Genomic DNA, 18,798 nt, shown 5'->3' with positions numbered 1-18,798 from the left:
GGGCAGATCGGCGGGCAGGTCGGCGGGCAGATCGGCGGGCAGGGCGGCGGTGGTGGTGAGCAGCAGGGCGGCCTGGGCAGCGCGGAGCATGCGGGCGGTGCGCGCGACGGGGGCGGCGGGGTCGAGCGGCAGGAAGGCGGCGCCGGCCTTGAGGATGGCGAGCTGGGCGACGATCCAATCGGGGGCGCGGGGGAGCAGCAGGGCGACGACGGCCTCGGCGGGGAGGGCGCGGGCGCGCAGGGCATGAGCGAGCTGATTAGCCTGGGTATCGAGCTGGCGGTAGGTCAGGGTGGTAGCCCCATCGGCGAGGGCGAGGGCGTCGGGGGTGCGGGCGGCCTGGGCGGCGACGAGATCAGGGACGAGGGGCAGCGCGGGCATGGGGGCAGGCGGGGGCGGCAGGAGGCGCTGGCGCTCGGCGGGGGTGAGCAGGGCGAGGGCGCGGAGCGGGGCATCGGGCTGCGCGGCCATCCCGGCCAGCAGCGTCGTGAAGTGGCTCCCCATCCGCTCGATCGTTGCCGCCGCGAAGCGCGCCCGGTCATAGACGATCTTCACCACAAGCTGCGGCTCCGCAAAAACACACAGCGAGAGCGGGTAGTTTGGCTGTCGTCGTAGCTCCACCTTGCGGTTGTTCCAGCTACCGCCCTGCGACCGGAGCTTTGAGTCGAGCAAGAAGTTCTCGAAGACCACAATGCTCTCGAACAGCGGCGCACCCGTGGAAATCTCGCTCCATTGCTGCACGTGGGCCAGCGGCGTATGCTGGTAGTCGCGTACGGCAAGATGCTGGCGCCGAAGCTCCTTCAGCCACGCCAGCAGCGGCATCTCAGGCGCCAGGCGCGCGCGCACCGGCAGCGTATTGATGAACAGCCCGACCATCGACTCGACGCCGTCCACGGTTGCGCGACGGCACGACCGGGTAGCGCCGAACACAATATCATCGTGATCGCTGTAGCTCGCGAGCAGGAGCGCCCAGGCGCCCTGGATCACCGTGTTGAGGGTCAGCTCGTGCTGCTGCGCCAGCAGCGTCAGCGTCGTTGTCAGCTCGCGCGATAGCTGAGTCTCGTGATCGGCATAGCCTGCTGCCACAGTCGAAGATGGCTCACGCGCGCGATCGAGCGTCAGCGCGGTAGGTGCTGTAAAGCCTTTGAGCAGGTTTTTCCAGAACAGCTCTGCACCTGATATATCGTTGTGGCGCACCCATGAAACGTACTCGTGGTACGGGCGCGGCTGTGCCAGCGACAGCACCCGGCCCTGGCACAGGGCTTCGTACCAGGCGAACACCTCTTGAAACAGCAAGAGCAACGAGCGTCCATCCAGAATGATGTGATGAAAGGTGAGCAGGCAGCGGTACTCTGCCGCGTCGATCTGAAACACCGAGAGCCGCAGCAGCGGCGCTTCCGTCAGCTTAAAGCTCTGAAGCCGGTCGGCGCGAATATACGCTTCTAGCTCAGCGCGCCACGCTTCACGCCCCAGACCGCGCCAATCGTAGACCAGAAAGGGCAGGTCAACCTGGGAATGCACGTTCTGGATCGGCTCTGGTACGTCCGTCCAGCGGAACGAGGTTCTCAGAATCGCATGGCGGGCAACGACATGCTCCCAGGCGCGCTGAAACATGCCAACCTGAAGATCTTCATGAAGCGCACAGACGACCTGCATCATATCGACTCCGGAGTCCGGAGCATACAGATGGTTGAACAGCATTCCCTGCTGGAGCGGCACCAGCGGGTATGATTCTTCGACCTCTCGCCTATTCATGAACATCCTCCGGCGGTGACATCAAGGGCATGGGTGATCTGCGCGATGTGGGCAACATGTGTGATCAGGGTTCCTCGGAAATGCTGAAGCACGGCTAGCCACGCGCTTCATCGGTGAGCGTGACGATCGAGAGGAGGCGACGCATGCTGCGTCAGCTTAAGATCGAGTGGAACCAGCGGCGCTGGGCCTCGGCGTCGGCATACCTCACTGATTCCGAAACAGCATCAGCTACAGGCAACCGAGCCATGACCGGGCGTATCCGTGCCGGGCACGATAGTCGGCAGATGTGAACATGGACGTGCTCTGGGCTGAGAACACAAAGGTATCTCGATTGACTTACCGGCGCGAGAATCTTGCCTGCTGTTTCAGCCGCAGCGAAGCACCGCAGGTGATGCAGGGCTTCAACCTCATGGGAGCCAAAACGTTACAAACCGAAACTCTTGCACGGATAGCAGTATCGGTGGCGAACGTACGTCACGCAGGTCGGCTCATCAGCCGACGGTTGGAGATGAGGCAGAGCTTCTGGATCGTGTGTCAGACGACCAGTGATCAGGACATGGATGGTCAGGCATGTTGTTTGGTTCAATCGACGGATATGTCTAGCTCTGATACCCACCTATTAACACCACACCAGTGGCTTTGAGGTTCAATGGATTGGAAGATTCGATCGGCGCATACGTGATCTGGTGTACTCCCGCTGTCGCATGCTCTTGAGCATTGGTCACACCTTGGAAGGCGGCAATCCGGATCTTCGCCGGGTCAGCATGCCTCAAGGAGCGTATCGAGGATGCGCGTGAGGTGGTCGACCCTCGCTGCCTCCACCGCCGCCGCAGACGCTTGATTATGGGCTATGCCAAGCTCACTCAAAAAGCCGATGCAGAAGACCGCCGTGTAGAAGGGGAGGATGCGCTGCTGTTCCCGCGTGAGGTTGAGCAGCTCCGTCCACGCCGCGATATAGTCGAGATCCAGCCGTTGTTGCAGCAGGGCCATCTGCGTCAAGGCGACCGTCCAGAGCGGATCGCCGTAGCAGACCACGTCCACATCGACGATGCCTGCGACCCTGCCCCGGTCGATGAGGACGTTCTTCGTGGTGGTGTCGTCGAGGAAGGCGGTGGGCGCGACCGCGTCGAGGTACGCTTTGAACCGTGGCAGCCGACGCTCCACCCGATCGACGTGGCGGAGGTCGACCACGCCGACCCGGGCAATGTGCTGATGCGCGTCGATGAGCGTCTGCGCGACAAGTGCGGTCCAGCTTTGGTGCGGCAGCGCCGTCTGGAGCGCGGTGGCATAGCCGTAGCCGGAGCCAGGCGGTAAGGCGTGGACGAGCCGCTGGATGCGGACGATGGCCGCCGCAACGCCGCGCTTGTGCTGCCGTGACATCTGTGCGTAGACCCGGCCCAGGTCGACCCCAGGCAGATGCTCCAGCAGCATGAAGGCAAACGGGACAATCGTGGCCGTCGCATCCGCGTGGAGCAGGGCGGGTAAGGGCACGCCGCGCGGACGGAGCACGCGCGACCAGTTGATACCGCCAAGCAAGAGCGGCGCGGTATCCGCGCGCGCCAGGCGGACGACGACCCGCTGCCCATGGTCGGTCACGACATCATAGACATAATGGCACAGCCCCGTCGGGAAGCGCTCGATCTGGTGAGCCGGACGCTGCATGACCACTTCGACGACGGTCATGGCGTCCTGTTCGGTCGGCGCGCGCAGCGCTGATTCACTCATGGGCAAAAGGATACCACACGCAGGCGACCAAACGGGGCACGGGCGCAGCGGAGCGAGGCGGGGTCCGCCGGTACGGGTGGGTGATCCGGCTCCAACACCCGGTCAGGCCGCCTCCTTGCGGTGAGGCGTGAGTGAGACGGTTCCCGACACGAGATAAAACACGCCAAACCCGTACTCCTCAACGTCCAGGCTGGTGATTCGCTGCGCGAGGATTCGCCAGGGCTGGGCATCGATCGGGGCTGCGCCCGCCAGCCAGGTCCGTGACGCCAGTCGCCAGGCCGGGTTGAGCAGCGCGCCCGGCAGGGTCGGCACCTGCTTCGCGCCGAAGGCGACCACGCGCGCGTGGTCGTTCACTTGCGCCAGGAGGTTGTCGAGGGCGGCGGGCGCGGTGAGGACCTCATGCGCCGCAAACAGCAGCACGCCATCGAATCGATCGACCACCTGCACGGCATCGGCTGCCGCGACGATCACCTGCACATTGTGCCATCCCTGGCGGTCGATCACCTGGCGTGCTTTGGCCGCCAGATACGGACTGATGTCCACGCCAACGACGCGGCCATCTGGCCCCACGGCGGCACGCAGGTAGGAAAAGCTGCTTCCGGCTCCACACCCGACATCGAGGACATGCGCGCCGGGGTGCAGCGCGAGGCGTTGAACCGCGCGCAGGCGCAGCGGTCGAAACAGGGGATTCGCCACCGGAAGCATGAGCGGTATGAGCCGCGCATACGGTGGGTTGTGGGATCGGCGATCCTCCGGCTTCATCAGGTCCTCCTTTGCTGCGATGCCCATGCCTGAGGAATGATGCGCGGTGAGCGGACAACCACGATGGCGCTTCCGAGCGATGACGCAGCAATATTCGTTGACCCGTACGTATTCTATCAGAGGTGTGTGGAATACGCACCGGCAGCCTGAGAGCAGCGTCCAACGACGGGCATCCGCACCCGACGCGCGTCCTCCGCCGATGCTGCGCAAGCCGGGTGTGTGGTCGTCTAGCCCGTGGTCAGCTATACTGGCCTCTGGGCGGGGCTGAAGCCCGCCACGAGGCCGCTCCGATGGCCCGTCGCGAGGACATCAGCGCTTCGGAATCGTATGCAAGGAGGATCGTCGTGATGCAAGATGATGGATTCCGGTTGGACGAGACGGTGGCGATGCTCGATCGAACGCCTGCACGCCTGCGTGCATTGATCGAGGCTGTGCCTGAACGGTGGGTGCGGGCGACGGAAGGCGACGGCACGTGGTCGCCATACGACGTCATTGCGCACCTGATCGTTGGGGAGCGCACCAATTGGATCGTGCGGGCGCGGCACATTCTGGCAGGTGAGCAGCGACCGTTCCCGCCCTTCGACCGCACGCCGCACGCCGCCGAGAGCCAGGGCACGAGCGTGGATGAGCTGCTGACGCGGTTTGCTGAGCTTCGACGGGCGAATGTCGCTGCGCTTGTGGGCATGAATCTGACGCATGCGGATCTGCTTCGGACGGGGCAGCACCCCGAGTTTGGGGAGGTGCGGCTCGGTCAGTTGCTCGCCACGTGGGTCGTGCATGATCTGAATCACGTGGGGCAGATCGTCCAGACGATGGCGAAGGTCTACGCTGAAGCGGTCGGGCCGTGGCGCGCGTACCTGCCGATCGTGCAGGATCGGGAGTGAGCGGCGGCGTGGGCGCTGCCGCGCTCGAACGAGCGGCAGCGCCCACGCTGGCACAGGTTGCGGCACGGCGATCGGGCACCACGGGAGAGCCGCCGCGCTCGATCATGACGCGACCGAGGCTGTGTTTGGGACCCACGTTGCTGGTGATACTCCCTGGGGGAAGCTGTCGATACGCGCGTTTCACGGATGAAGACCAGACGGTGAAGGATGCATCCAGGCCCGTGGCTACGTATACTCTCATAATCCCGATCACAGTCGGGGCCATCTGGCAAAACGCAGCCTGGTGCTGCGACGTCGTTCCCGTTCGACAAGAGGATTACCACGATGCCTTTCATCTCTCACCATCGCACAGCGCGTCGGGTTGCGTTAACCTTCCTGGTTGTCTTCGCGATGTCGCTTTTCGTCGAGGGCGTCTTTGCCCAATCTGCGACATTCGCCAGGACAGACTACCCCCTGCTTGGAAATACCCACATCGTCGGAGATTTCAACGGCGACGGCAACCTGGACCTGGCAGGGTCGGGGGCACAGTCCGCAGCCGTCATGCTGGGGAATGGCGACGGGACACTCCGCGCGCGGGCCGATTACCCGGTGGCAGCTCAGGCGCAGGACCTCGCGACCGGCGATTTCAACGGCGACGGGAAGCTCGATCTTGTCGTCACGATCAACGATCCGCGTATCAGCCTCTCCCTGCTCACCGGCAACGGTGACGGGACGTTCAACCCGCCCGTGAATCTGCCCAACACCTCTGGCTTTGACTCGCCCGTGGTCGTCGCCACCGACCTCGACAACGATGGGCGGCTCGATGTCGTCATCGCCCATCAAATAGCTTGCTTTACCGCGCCCTGCGTGGTCAGCCGGACGATCTCGGTCTTGCTCGGATTAGGTGACGGCACATTCCGACCGGCGCGCGAGATCGATGTCGGGACCGGGATGGCCGAAATCGTGGTCGGTGACTTCAACCGCGATGGCCGGAAAGATCTGGGGATCGCGGGCGACAGATCCCAGGTCTACATCCTCCTCGGCGTCGGCGACGGCACGTTTATTCGGCAGCCGACGATCACGCCGATCCCGGAGAACAACATCGGCGTCGACGGCACCGACATCGATACCGCCGATTTCAACGGCGATGGATTGCAGGACCTGGCAGTGGCCTTTGCGCTCAACGGGAGCCGGACGGTTATCCTCATGGGCAACGGTGACGGCACGTTCCGTCAGCCGATGATTATTACCGAGCCCGGCACACGGATTCCCCATTATCAGGCTGTCGCCGACTACAACGGCGACGGCTTTCAGGACCTTGCGCTCAGCCTGGGATGGGGGCTCCAGGGCTGGATGGAGATCCTGGACGGCAACGGCGACGGTACCTTTAAGCCACCCGTGCTGTATCTGGTGCCCGACCCGAATTCGAGCACGAGTGGAGGCGTGCTCGCCTCGGCGGACTTCAACCGTGACGGCAAGCCGGACATCGCGCTCCAGTTCGTCGGCGCGAGCAGCGGCCTGGTGATGCTCAGGAATACGACGGGCACCGTGCCGCCACCTACGCCGCAGGCGCCGACGCTGCTAAGCCCGCCCCACGACGCGACGGTCGCGCAGCCCGTCACGTTCGACTGGTCGGACGTGACCGGGGCCGCCAGCTACACGATCCAGATCGACGATTCGAGCACATTCACCGCGCCGCAGATCGTCAGCCAGAGCGTCACCGCGTCGACGTTTACGGCGAGCTCGCTCCCCGCCACGCGGTTATGGTGGCGCGTGCGCGGCGTCAACTCGGCGGGCGTGGCCGGGCCATGGTCCGTGACACGAAGGTTCACGGCGCAGGAGCCGCCCCCACCACCTGGCGCGGCGGCGCTCTCCACCTTGACGCTCAGCCCAACGAGTGTCGTGGGTGGCGCCGCCGCGCAGGGCACCGTCACGCTGACCAGCGCTGCGCCGTCGGGCGGGGCAAGCGTGGCACTTGCGATGAGCAACACCGTTGTCGCGACGGTTCCGGCAAGCGTGACGGTCGCTGCCGGAACAACCAGCGTGACCTTTGCACTGACAACTAAAACGGTAACAGCATCAACGTCGGTCGCTATCTCTGCCGCGTACGGGGGTGTGAGCAAAGCGGCGACGCTGACGGTGCAACCACCGCCGCCAGCCGCCGACACCGTCGCCATTCAAATTGCCGAATATGCATCCGGCAATCGGCAACTGCGCGTCGAAGCAACCAGCTCCCATGCGAGCGCGGCATTAAACGTCTATATCACATCGACGAATACCCTGATCGGCGCGCTGCGTCATGAAGGCGACGGGCGCTACAGAGGAGATTTCTCGCTTGCGTCCAACCCGCAAAACATCACGGTGCGGAGCAGCCTCGGCGGCGAGGCGACGAGGGCCGTAACGCTGAAGTGACCGCGCCGCCAGCGCAGGCCGCGTCAAGCAGCAGCGCCACCCGGCGGCCAACGAAACGCTCGCGCCGCGCTCCTGGCACAGAGGCCCAGCTTGTCCACCTCGACCTCTGTGTCCAGGCTCCCTTCAGCGTCGCTTCAATCGTCCATGGCGAGGTTGAAGAGGGGTAGGACGATGAAGAAGAAGAAGGCGGCGATTAAGAGTGGATCCACCTGACAAGTCCTCCTAACTCCTCCCGTCGCACTCCGAGCCTGCAAGAACGGGTCCAGCAGCCGATGGGCGTACGAGGCGCTGGCAAGGCCGACGAAGCTCTGCCATCGCCTCGCCATGATCCGTGGCGCATCCTGCTGTGGCTCATGACGCCATCAATCGATCCGGCGTGGTGAGAGCCAGTTCAAGATCAGCCCCGCAATCACGCCGATCGTCACCACGCCCATGACGCCCAGGGCAGAGGCGAGCACCCGTCCGAGCGTCGTCAGCGGCGTGACATCGCCGTAGCCGATCGAGGCGGCGGTGATCAGCGCCCAGTACAGGCCGTCCCAGTACGAGAACGAGCGCTGCGCCTCGTCCGGGAGCGTCGCGCTGGCAGCGGACTCGATCTGCTGCTGGATCACGCCGCTTTCGGCCCAGACGAACAGCAGCGGAAAGACGACCACAATCAGGATGACCTGGAGCAGCAGGTAGGCGATGAGCGTGCGCCGCCAGCGCCGCACGCGCCGCATCTCATAGAGGTACGCGCGGTTGCGCAGCCGCTGAAGCTCCACATCCGTCAGCGCGGGAAGCGTCGGGGCGAGCTTGAGAAGCTGAAACATCTTCTCGTACGCCTGCTGCTGCTCGTACTGCTGGAGCGCATAGCGCAGCAGATTACGCTCAAGTGACTGGACGTGCTCGGCCATGGCGTCGCTCTGAAAGCGAAAGCTGTAGAGCAGATCACAGTACTCGATCACGGCATCGGCGGATTGCCAGCGAAACTCCGCAAAATCCTCCGGCTCGATGCGCTCCGCCAGGAAGCGCGAGAAGCGCTCCTGCTGAATAATCTGGGGCGTGTCCTCCAGCGTGAGCAGAAACGACCGGCGCACGCTGCGCGCCTGATCGGTATCATCCGGGCCAAGCGTGCCGTACACATCGATGAGCTGGTCTAAGACCTCGACGCGCTCCTCCTCCGACACCTTCTTCCGGCTCCGCGCGATCAGCGCCGCTGCCTGTTCGCGCCGTGTCGCCCTCATCGTCATCCGTCATTCCTATCTGTGTCGGCGTGGGGTGGAGCAACCATCGCGGGCGACGGTCGGCAGCGGCCCGTGCGCCGTGCCCCGCACTCACAGATCCATGGCACGTTCAGGGTCCTCACGCGACCGTGGCATCATGCGACGGGTCGCGCAGCGCTGCCTGGTCAATCTCCGTCCCCAGCACCGCACGCAACTGCTGGAGCGCGCCGGGCACCCGCTCCGGGTGCTCGTCCAGGGTGCGAGCGAGTGCATCCAGCGCCTTCTCGATCAATAGCCCATCCAGGAGCAGGATTTGATCCGCCCGCGCCTGGGGCACAAACGGTGCCGCTCCTGCGCTGTGCAGGTAGCCCTGGAGGAAGGCGGCGCTCACCCAGCGGACCCAGCAGCGCGCCTGCCCGTCGAGGCGTGCCTGCTGAGACTGTCCACGGGCACGCTCCCGCTTGTGCTCAAGGCCCGTCGTCGTTGCCGCATACAGCGACCGGAGCATCCCGGCCAGATCCTCGAACGCCGCCCGCTTCAGCCGTCGCTCAAGCACGGGCCGCCGCGACTCGCCCTCGAAATCAAAGATCACGACATCATCCCCGGTGTCTAGCACCTGCCCCAGATGATAATCCCCGTGGCACCGGATGCGAACCGCATCGATCTTGCGGGCGGTGACGGCTTTGAGACGCTCGAGCAGGCGCTGCTCGCCGTCCAGCAGCGCGCGGATGTCCGTGTGCAGGCTCGTGGGGAGATCGGGCTGCCGCCTGCGCAGGTCATCGAAGACCTCGCTGACCACGCTCCGGAAGGATTGGTACAGCGCGCGTTGATACAGCGGCGTGAACGGCTGGGGGGCGAAGTCGGCATCCTCCGGGTCGCTGGCGAGCGCCAGATGCAGCTCGGCGGTCCGCTGGCCCAGCAGCCGGACCCGATCAAGAAACGGGCCGATCAGCTCGCGCACATCGGTCGGCGGCTGCTGATCGGCGAGCGCAAGGAGCGCCGCAGCCGTCACCGGGCCATCGTCCGCCACCGACGAGCGGTGCGCGGCCCGACCAAGATACTCCCGCAATTGCGTCTGCATCGTTTCCCACAGCTCGCCGTGGTTTGGGATGAACGGCTGAAGGATGGCGAGAGTCGTCGGCTCATGCTGATTCTGATGATACGCCAGCGCTCCCAGCATCGCGGGGCTGTGAGGAAAGCGATGCTCGGTCAGAAAAGCTCCGATCTCCAGCTCCGGGTTCACGCCGTCATCCAGGCAGCGGATCAGCTTGAGGATCAGCTCGTCGCCATAGACGATCGCCGTGTTGTTATGCGTCGCGTGGAGCGTCGTGATCGACGGCCCGGTCGTCGTGGCCCGGCGGCGTCGCCGGAGCTTGGGCCGTGGCGTCACGGTGGTCGTCCCGGTGAGTCCCTGATAGTGCCGTCCGTGGACTACCGTGTCGAGCAGCGCTGCGGCGAAGGCCTCGTCCCACATCGCGTCGTAGAGCACGCCCTGATCGCCGCCGCTGGTATCTCGCAGCCGCGCGACGACCGCGTGCGCGCTGCGGGATACCAGCCTGCGCGCCTCGCCGCCGCTCAGGCAGGCCAGCGGCACGAGATAGGTCTGCGATTCGTCGTCCGCATACTGGACGCGCACGATCGTGAGATAGGCTTTTCGGTCGCCCACCGGGATCGGAATGCGCTCCTGAACGGAGGTCCCCAGGATAGTCCGATGCTTGCCGAAAAACCAATTGCGCGCCACGAGGTAGGCCGGCAGCACATCTTCCAGCGCCGTCCGGCCATCACCGCGCACAAGATCCTCCCACGCGCCGTCCCAGGTGATGGTCGGAATCTCCTCGTCCTCCGCCGTGGCGGGCCGGGCGGCAGGCTGTGGCTCCAGTGCAAACCAGCAGAAGGCGTGCGGTGCCAGGGTGAGTGGATAGGGCTGCTCGCCAAGCGCTGGAAAGGTCGTGCGGCCAAAGAGCTCGACGGGGCAGCGGTCCGCGAACGCGGCGAGGTCAAGCTCCACATGCTGGAGGAAGCGCGATAGATTGGCGACGACCAGGATCGCCGTCTGCTCATCGTGGCGCAGAAACGCCAGCACCTTGCGGTTGTCGGGGCGGAGAAAGGTGATCTGGCCGCGTCCAAACACCGGGTAGCGCTTGCGTAGCGCCAGCAGGCGCTTCATCCACGAGAGCAGCGACGATGGGTTGCTCTGCTGCGCTTCGACATGGATCGTTTCGTGATGGTACTCATGATCCACAATCAGCGGCAGGTAGAGCTGCTGAGGATTGGCGCGGGAGAAGCCCGCATTGCGATCGGCGCTCCACTGCATCGGCGTCCGCACGCCGTTGCGGTCGCCCAGAAAGACGTTGTCGCCCATGCCGATCTCGTCGCCGTAGTAGAGCACCGGCGTGCCCGGCAGCGAGCAGAGCAGGCCGTGCAGCAGCTCGATTTTCCGGCGGTTGTTGTGCAGCAGCGGCGCGAGCCGACGGCGAATGCCCAGGTTGATCCGCGCGGCCTCGTCGCGGGCATAGGTCCGGTACATATAGACCCGCTCGGTATCCGTGACCATCTCAAGCGTCAGCTCGTCGTGATTGCGCAGGAACAGCGCCCACTGCGCGGTGTCCGGGATCGGCGGTGTCTGCGCCAGAATATCGAGGATCGGGAAGCGGTCCTCGCGGCGGATCGCCATGAACAGGCGGGGCATCAGCGGGAAGTGGAAGGCCATGTGGCACTCGTCGCCCTGGCCGAAGTAGGCGACCGCGTCTTCCGGCCACTGGTTGGCCTCGGCCAGCAGCATGCGGGCCGGGAAGTGCTCGTCGATATGCCGCCGCAGCCGACGGAGCGCCGCGTGCGTTTCGGGCAGGTTCTCGCCCGTCGTGCCCTCCCGCTCGAAGAGGTAGGGAACCGCGTCGAGCCGCAGCCCATCCACGCCGAGCCGGAGCCAGAAGTCGACGACCCGGCGGATCGCCGCGCGCACGCGCGGGTTCGCATAGTTGAGGTCGGGCTGGTGCGCATAGAAGCGGTGCCAGTAGTAGGCGTTGGCGACGGGGTCCCACGTCCAGTTTGAGCCCTCGAAATCCTGAAAGATGATCCGCGCGTCGCGATACCGCTCGGGCGTGTCACTCCAGACGTAAAAGTCGCGCCAGGGACTTCCCGGCCTGGCACGCCGGGCACGCTGAAACCAGGGATGCTGCGCTGAGGTATGATTCAGCACCAGCTCGGTGATGACCTTCAAGCCGCGCGCATGGGCCGCCTTCAGGAAGGCTTTGAAGTCGCGCAGGGTCCCGTACGATGGATGCACATCGGTGTAGTCCGCAATATCATAGCCGTCGTCCTGCAACGGCGACGGGTAGAACGGCAGCAGCCAGAGCGCCGTCACGCCCAGGTCCTGGAGATAGTCGAGCTTGCTCGTTAAGCCGCAGAAGTCACCGATCCCATCGTCGTTGCTGTCGGCAAACGCCCGGACGTGGAGCTCATAGATAATGGCGTCTTTGTACCAGACGGGATCCTGGTTCCTCGTGCTACGTGCGACGCGCTGACTCATATGTTGCGTACCTCCCAGGCTGTGCGTGAACACCGATGATGGCCGCGACCGCGGGCGGAACAGGCAACGTCACCACGCCATCATGCAGTGAGAAGCAATGCCTATGCCATCGCACGGCGTACGTTCTGTGGCGCGCGGTGGTCGGTGGCGGGTAATGAGCACGACGTATCACGCCGATGCTTCGGATGTCCGTGCCAACCGGCGTCCCTGGCTCCATAGTGCAAAATAGCGCAAAATAGCGCAAAACACGTGTGATACCTCTGGTGCAAGATTCTCGCTGCCGGTGATCCTTTTCTAGGCGTAGTGGTTCGACACAGGACTAGCAAAGGAGATCCCTATGGAACAGGCGCTCCGTTCCGCGAGGAGCCAGGTAGTTGGACGTTCCTTCACGCGCGTGCGGGACAGCGTCCAGATCACCAGCGATACGGCCCTTGCCATCTGCACGGTCGTGTACTTGCTGGCGATGCTTGTCGTCGTCGCCTGGCAGTTGTTTGACACCTGGATTGGGGCATACTCGCTCCCCGCGTGGCTGGGCTACGATCGGGCGCGCATGGACACGCCCTCGTTTCGTCTGATTGCCTACACCGTGATTGGCGGTGCGCTCGGCTCCCTGGTTAATGGCATCCGCAGCTTTCTGATTCACCACCATGCCTTTGCCGGGCGGTACGTGTGGAAGTACATCACCGCGCCCTGGATGGGCGCCGCGCTCGCGCTGCTGGTGTATGCGCTGATCCACAGCAGCACGGCGGTATTTGCGGGCAATGGAGAAACCAGCAGCGGGAGCACGCAGGCCCTCGCCAATTTCGCGGCTGGCGCGCTTGCAGGCTACGGCGCAAAGGATGTGTTTATCTGGCTGGATGCGCAGGTGCAGAAGCTCTTTAAGGTCGAGCAGCCGACACCTGATGTGCAGGGCCAGGCGCCCGCAACGGCGGCAGCAACGCTGCACACGCATGATCAGGCGGTCGGGAACGTGTCCACCGTCGCGCCGCATACCGGAACACAGCCGGGCACGGTCGTTGCGCAAACGCCACCGCCAGGCACGCCGATACCGCGTGGGGAAGAGGTGAATCTGACCGTTACCGGCGATGCGCCGGGTCATGATACGCCATCCGAGGCATAGCAGGGCACAGACGGGATGGCACGGCAGACTGAGGGAACTGCCAGGCGCGTGCTTTCGGTAGCGTCGTGGGGCGCGCCGCCCCTCACCGTCGCCGCGCGTCGCTGCCAGCCAGTGGCGGATGGCAGCGTACAGCGCACCGTGACGCTGTACGCTCTCTGGGCGCATCGGCCTTACATCGGCGCCGCACTCAAGCTCTCGTCGGGGCTGATCTCGACGTAGCGCTCCCACAGGTCCGCCGCGATCTGCTCAGGCTGCGCACGCACGCCCTGCGCGATAAAGTACTCGCAGACCCGCGTAACATCGCGATCGAAGATCTCGCGGGCGTTGCGGTTGGTTGCGGCGTAGGTGATCTGCGGGAAGTCGATAATCGTCAGCTTGCCCTCCCAGTACAGGATATTATAGGCCGACAGGTCGCCGTGGATTAGCCCCTGCGCCAGCATCAGCTCGATGTTGCGCAGCACCTCCTCGAATAGCCGCTGCGCCTCGCGCGCTGCAAGCCGCACGCCGTTCATCGTCGGCGCCGCCGTCGAAGCATCGCCGTGGTAGCTCATCAGCAGTGCATTGTCGTTGGCGGCGACGGGCCTGGGCACTGCCGCGCCGAGCTGGTGGAGACGCTCCAGCGTCGTGAACTCGTGCATCAGCCATGACGTGTGCGACACCTGCTTGCCAAACGCCGTCTTCTTGCCCAGCGCCCGCATCAGGCGATCATCCGTGGATTTGACCGGACGACCGTCGGGCGTCCGGATCGTGCGTCCGTCGCGGTATAGCTTGTCGTTGCGCAGGTTACGGAACTGGCGCGGTCGGTAGACCTTCGCCGCCAGCAGCTCGCCGGTATGCGGCTGGGCCTGGCAGCGGTAGACGCTGGCCTCCTTGCCGCCCTTGACGCTCGCCAGCACATCGCTGATCAGCTCGTCGGTGTAGAACGACGCTAGCGAGGCCCGCAGCCACTCGGCCTCGAACCGCGCCGGTACGTAGGTCATCGTGAGGCTCCCGGCCTCAGCCGAACCGCCGACCTCGGCAGCGCTCGCTGGGCGGGCGCTCTGCTTACGCTTGGCGACCTTCCGATCGCGCTGTGACCGGCTGAGCTGCTCTTCGTAGAACTCAAGATCATCGAGATACGTCTCGTCGTTGGTGCTCACAGTGATATGCCTCCGCAGCATAAGGAGATGTTTGCCAACACGAGGCGCCTGCGGCAGGCACAAAAACGCCGCGGGCGCGAACGCTCACGGCTTCTATGGCAGCACGAAGCGATGAGCGCCAGCATGGGCCGCCCACGGCTCAACAGCAAGGGGAGGGTCTTTGGGAAAGCTACCTGCGGTTTAGCGAGAGAATGGGCGACACCAGGTTGTCAACAGTGGCAGTCATCATGTCGCCTCCTTGTGGTAGAACGATAATCGTACAGCAACCATAGCAGAGCCCGGCGCGATTGTCAATACGACGATCGACTGAGCCGATGCGCGCGTGCGCGGCGTGCGGAGCGAGAAGCTCGTCGGATGCGGATGAAGCGGCACATCGATCCGTCCAACGCCTGGCTCCACGCTACGCACTACCCGCTGTGGCTGCGGTAGAGCGCCGTGCGCACCTTGCTGGGTAGCGGATACCTGGCCTGCGGATTGACCCAACCGATCACAGTCTCGCCCTGATGCAGGTGTGGCCCACGCACGAGCAGCTCGCTCAATCGCTGATAGTGGTGGAAGAAGTCGGCGCGATCACGAAACCGATGCCGTTGCACAACCATAGCATCGTTGCGCTCCGCGCGCTGTTGCAGGGAGCGCATTGCGGCGCGCAGGGCGTCTTGGGTAAGGCCCGGAGCCTCAACGCTGATCAGGAGAATATTCGTGTGCTGCGGCAGCAATTGGCCTAATTTGCCGCAGACCATATCGGCGAGTCGATCCTCCAGCGGCGCGCGCTGCGAGGTTAATGCTGGCTCCTGTGCCTGGGAGGGACCGTGCGTGCTCTCGTGGACCATGCGTAGCCGGGTGACTTCGACCATAAAAAGGGTGCTGGTGGTAAAAGTAACGGCGAAATCCGGGCCGCGCAACTGTCCGCTCGGCGGCGGCTCGTACACGAGGCTCAGGGAGCGCTCCTGAAGGAGCAGGTAGGCCGTTTCCAGCTCAAGCCGCAGATCGAGCAGGCTTTCGATCTCCTGCGTGGCGCGCAGCTTCTTGCGGATTTTGGCGCGGAAGGTAGTGACGAATGCGGTAAAGCGACGTGACGAAGATAGCCATGTTGCCATCGGCGCTGCAAGGAGATGCGCCTGCCCATCGAAGAGGTACGTCAGTAATTCATCAAGTAACATCGCGGTGCTCGTGCGAGAACGTCATGCGAAAGTGTACCACATCAGGGCCGAGCACTGCGATAGGTTCGTCATCGCGCCTGCGATCTCAACGAGTCCTCAGAAGCGGCATGCGCCGATGGCGCCGGTCGTCCGGCTCAACCGGGCTGCCCCGGCAGGCGTGTCATGGCGCGCGGTGTTCCAGGGGGTACGGTGTTGTTGAGGACATGTGCGATCCCGCTCTCCAATGTGCTGAGCGTGCGAATACCGGCGAGCGACAGGTCAAGATTAGCCAGCGTCTGCGCAACGTGTGGCGTGATCCCCACTAAGATGACCTCCGTGCCCAGCAAGCGCGCGGCCTGGGCAATCCGAACCAATCCCGCTGCGACCATATTGTCGATCCTGGGCACGCCGGTAATGTCGAGCAGGAGCAGGCGCGCGCCTGTTTGTTCCAGCGTTCCGAGCGCCTGCGATTGCATGAGCGACACGCGCTCCTCGTTCATCTCGCCGACAAGCGGCATCACGAGCATGTCGCGGCTCAGCGGCAAGATCGGGACGCTTAAGTTGCGGATAATGGTCTGCTGCTCTTCGATGCGCGTGATGTGTGCGGTGCTTTCCATGTGGGCGCGCTCGACCTCCAGCCGTGCCGCCTCCGCGACAGCCACCTGATGCTGGAGAGCGTCCGTCTGTTGCCGTACCGTCGCGGCCATCTGATTGAAGACCTGCTGGAGCTTGCCAATCTCATCGCGACTCGTGATGTCCACGCTGCAATCATCCCTACCCTCGGCTATCCGCTGTGCCACCCGTGCGAGCTCGTTGATCGGGCGGACGATCACGCGGCGCAGGAGCATCAGCGCGATGATACTGAGCAGGATCAACAGCGCATAGAGCACCGACGTTGTAATCAGATTCCACTGGCTTCGTCCATCGATGAGCGACTTTGTCGCGGTGATGTCGCGCGCAAGGACCGCGTCTGTTGCCGTTTGCAGCGCGTCGGCTTCGGTCATCAGGGTGTCCAGGGCCTCCTCGATGTCGTCGGGAGCCGCGACATCGGGATTTGGCGGGAGCGCCGCCAGCGCAGCAAGCTGCTGCTGCGCTCGTTCCATAAGGGTCACGCGGCGCTGCTGAAGGCGGCGATAGTCCTGCTCATCGGCGTTGCGGCTGGAAGCATCCGTAAGCCGATCCAGGGCAGCAAGGTGTGTCGCTGCAACCTGCATCGCCGCCTGAGCCTCCTCCAAATCATCGCCTTCCCGCTCTTCCATAAACGCATCGCTCTCGCCTAGCGCGGTGTTGAGAGACGCAGCGAAGTGATCACTCTCCGTGTAGTGTTGAAGCGTATAGTCTACAAGGTGGGTGCTGGCGCGGCGGCTCTGGATGGTGCCAATGATCGTGAAGGCTGCCGCGATAGTCGTGAGCGCAAGAAACAGGCCGAAGCCGAACGTCACTTTGCTGGTGAGCGAGCGAGGCATGGGTATCCTTTCGATGTCTCATCGTCGGCAAAGGGTACCAACTGCCAGCGTTGAGGCGCCATAGGCCGGTGGGGGGAGCTACTGGCTGACATTTGGCAGGGTGCTATTAAGCGGGGGATTTGGCGATCACGACGGTTCAGGCCATACAGGCATCGGTGATGCCACGACGCGGGGACGTAGCGGATCTATCGCGATGGGAGCGCATCACGGCGCGGCGCTGGACGCTCACTCCGGCTTGCGTTCTTGATACCGATCGGGAGCGTAGCGCGCCGCGATCAAGCCAGTCGCCTCCTCGACGTTGATCGCCTGCACCAGGACGCCCTCCTGGCCGTATGGAAGATACGCCTGGCACTGGCCGGACGGCGCGATCAGGCTGGTCGCCGATTCTTGAAAGCGCAGCGCATAATTGACACTGGCAAAGTAGATCGTGTTCTCGATGCTGCGCAGCATCATGGCCTTCTCGTAGTATGGGCTGCTGGCCGCGCCCCACTGCGCGGGACGGACACCTCGATGATCGCTCCCTGTGTGGTGGGGATGAAAGACGATGGTAGCACCCCGCACCGCCGCCCAGCGCACCGTCTCTGGATAGCGCCAGCCCTCATGGCAAATCACCACGCCAAACTTAACCCGGTTGATCTCGAAGAGCTGCCGGTTTTGTCCGGGCACATAAAACTGATCTTCGCTCGGAGCGAGCTGATTCTTGGTCTGGTATCCCTGAATCTGGCCCTGGGCATCGATCACCACGGCGACGATCTGCCGACCTGCCTCGGTGATCCGCTCCATCCCAAGGATCGTGGCAATCCTGTAGGCGCGTGCCCACTGCGCTACCGACCGCAGGACGCGCTCCTGCTGCGTCCGATCAAAGGGCACAACTGCAAAATCCTGTCCTCGCAGACCTGGGAGATAGGCTTCAGGGAAGCATACGATTTCCGCGCCGTGGGCCGACGCTTCGGATACGAGCCGCTTGATCGTGTCCAGGCCCGCCTCAAGGGATGCGGCGACACACGGCGATGCCAGGGCGATGATCATGGAGCACCTCAGATCTCAGGCGTCGGCGAAGGGGAAGCGCTGCGCCGCTTTCTGCTCGTTGAGCCAGCCCTCAAAGCCCGTGGTATGCCAGTCGAGGTCAGCGCCGAACAGCGAGCGGAAGCGCCGACCCGTCGGGTGCTCTTCGAGCGGTGTTCGTCCGTCCGCAGGCAGGCGCATATCGCCGTCGACATACTCGACCACCGTGATGCGCTCGCGTGGCAGGTGATCAAGGCCGCGCTTGAACAGCATCGCCACCTCGACATCATCGATCGGTAAGCTGTATCCGATGATCACAGCCCTGTCCGCCTCCTTCATCGCACGCTCGGCCTCGCGCCACACGCGCTCGATATGCGGGTTCTCGTAATCCTTGACGTACGTCGGCGTGATCAGGATCGGACTCACAAAGCCATCGCATCGCGGACGATTGCGACACGGCGTGCCGCGACAGCTATACGCATCGTCGAATGGCACCGAATAGTACAGCTCATCGAGCGCCTTTGCGGTCCGCATGCCCTCGGATACGAACAGATCGAGTCGCTTGCAGCGCTCGCAGTAGAGCCAGTTCAATGATCCGTGGATCTTCAGGAGCCGTCCGAAGATGCCGTCCCTCCGGAAGTCCATGTACCGCTCGGTGGCGAGATCCACACAGTAATCGGGCGG

The 18,798-nt window shown here is 64.1% G+C and carries 13 protein-coding genes; 3 read left to right on the top strand and 10 right to left on the bottom strand.

Translation table 11 applies throughout. The annotated features are described in order from the left end of the window. The 3 genes from VFZ66_03420 to VFZ66_03410 all read right to left on the bottom strand — a co-directional run. A partial coding sequence (locus VFZ66_03420) for a condensation domain-containing protein (GenBank protein HEX6288209.1) occupies positions 1–1,752 on the bottom strand: 1,752 nt, incomplete at its 3' end. Positions 1,753–2,511: 759 nt separating this feature from the next. Beyond that, positions 2,512–3,477: an aminoglycoside phosphotransferase family protein gene (locus VFZ66_03415; GenBank protein HEX6288208.1), complete on the bottom strand. Its 966-nt coding sequence runs from the start codon at positions 3,475–3,477 to the stop codon at positions 2,512–2,514. A 102-nt stretch (positions 3,478–3,579) separates the two neighbouring features. After that, entirely contained in the window at positions 3,580–4,239 is a 660-nt protein-coding gene (locus VFZ66_03410) for a methyltransferase domain-containing protein (protein HEX6288207.1), read from the bottom strand. A gap of 347 nt (positions 4,240–4,586) precedes the next feature. On the opposite strand from VFZ66_03410, the gene VFZ66_03405 reads away from it, so the two are divergent. Together VFZ66_03405 and VFZ66_03400 are read left to right on the top strand one after the other, a co-directional pair. Next, entirely contained in the window at positions 4,587–5,123 is a 537-nt protein-coding gene (locus VFZ66_03405) for a DinB family protein (protein ID HEX6288206.1), read from the top strand. Positions 5,124–5,447: 324 nt separating this feature from the next. Continuing rightward, a complete protein-coding gene (locus VFZ66_03400; GenBank protein ID HEX6288205.1) occupies positions 5,448–7,514 on the top strand; it encodes an FG-GAP-like repeat-containing protein in 2,067 nt (688 codons plus the stop codon). A 362-nt stretch (positions 7,515–7,876) separates the two neighbouring features. On the opposite strand, the gene VFZ66_03395 is transcribed toward VFZ66_03400, so the two are convergent. Beyond that, positions 7,877–8,737: a potassium channel family protein gene (locus VFZ66_03395; GenBank protein HEX6288204.1), complete on the bottom strand. Its 861-nt coding sequence runs from the start codon at positions 8,735–8,737 to the stop codon at positions 7,877–7,879. Between the two features lie 118 nt (positions 8,738–8,855). Further along, positions 8,856–12,245 carry a maltose alpha-D-glucosyltransferase gene (treS, locus tag VFZ66_03390; GenBank protein ID HEX6288203.1) on the bottom strand — a complete coding sequence of 1,130 codons (3,390 nt, stop codon included), beginning with the start codon at positions 12,243–12,245 and terminating at the stop codon, positions 8,856–8,858. Positions 12,246–12,582: 337 nt separating this feature from the next. On the opposite strand from treS, the gene VFZ66_03385 reads away from it, so the two are divergent. Continuing rightward, on the top strand, positions 12,583–13,365 hold the full coding sequence (locus VFZ66_03385) for a PASTA domain-containing protein (protein ID HEX6288202.1): 783 nt from the start codon (positions 12,583–12,585) through the stop codon (positions 13,363–13,365). 170 nt (positions 13,366–13,535) lie between these two features. Here VFZ66_03385 and VFZ66_03380 read toward each other — a convergent pair whose 3' ends face one another. From VFZ66_03380 to VFZ66_03360, 5 genes are all read right to left on the bottom strand, one after another. Further along, a complete protein-coding gene (locus VFZ66_03380; protein HEX6288201.1) occupies positions 13,536–14,504 on the bottom strand; it encodes an RIO1 family regulatory kinase/ATPase in 969 nt (322 codons plus the stop codon). A gap of 407 nt (positions 14,505–14,911) precedes the next feature. Beyond that, positions 14,912–15,664 (bottom strand): hypothetical protein, encoded by a 753-nt coding sequence (locus tag VFZ66_03375; GenBank protein HEX6288200.1) that lies wholly within the window; start codon positions 15,662–15,664, stop codon positions 14,912–14,914. A gap of 134 nt (positions 15,665–15,798) precedes the next feature. Then, a complete protein-coding gene (locus VFZ66_03370; protein ID HEX6288199.1) occupies positions 15,799–17,109 on the bottom strand; it encodes a HAMP domain-containing protein in 1,311 nt (436 codons plus the stop codon). A 225-nt stretch (positions 17,110–17,334) separates the two neighbouring features. Beyond that, complete coding sequence (locus VFZ66_03365) at positions 17,335–18,138, bottom strand: carbon-nitrogen hydrolase family protein (protein ID HEX6288198.1); 804 nt, start codon at positions 18,136–18,138, stop codon at positions 17,335–17,337. A gap of 15 nt (positions 18,139–18,153) precedes the next feature. Further along, positions 18,154–18,798 (bottom strand): hypothetical protein (locus tag VFZ66_03360; GenBank protein ID HEX6288197.1); only part of this gene is annotated, 645 nt, incomplete at its 5' end.

It is taken from the genome of Herpetosiphonaceae bacterium, assembly GCA_036374795.1.
Taxonomy (GTDB): Bacteria; Chloroflexota; Chloroflexia; order Chloroflexales; family Kallotenuaceae; genus LB3-1.
Note: the sequence above shows the minus strand (reverse complement) of the source record. Positions and strands in the feature narration are given on the sequence as shown.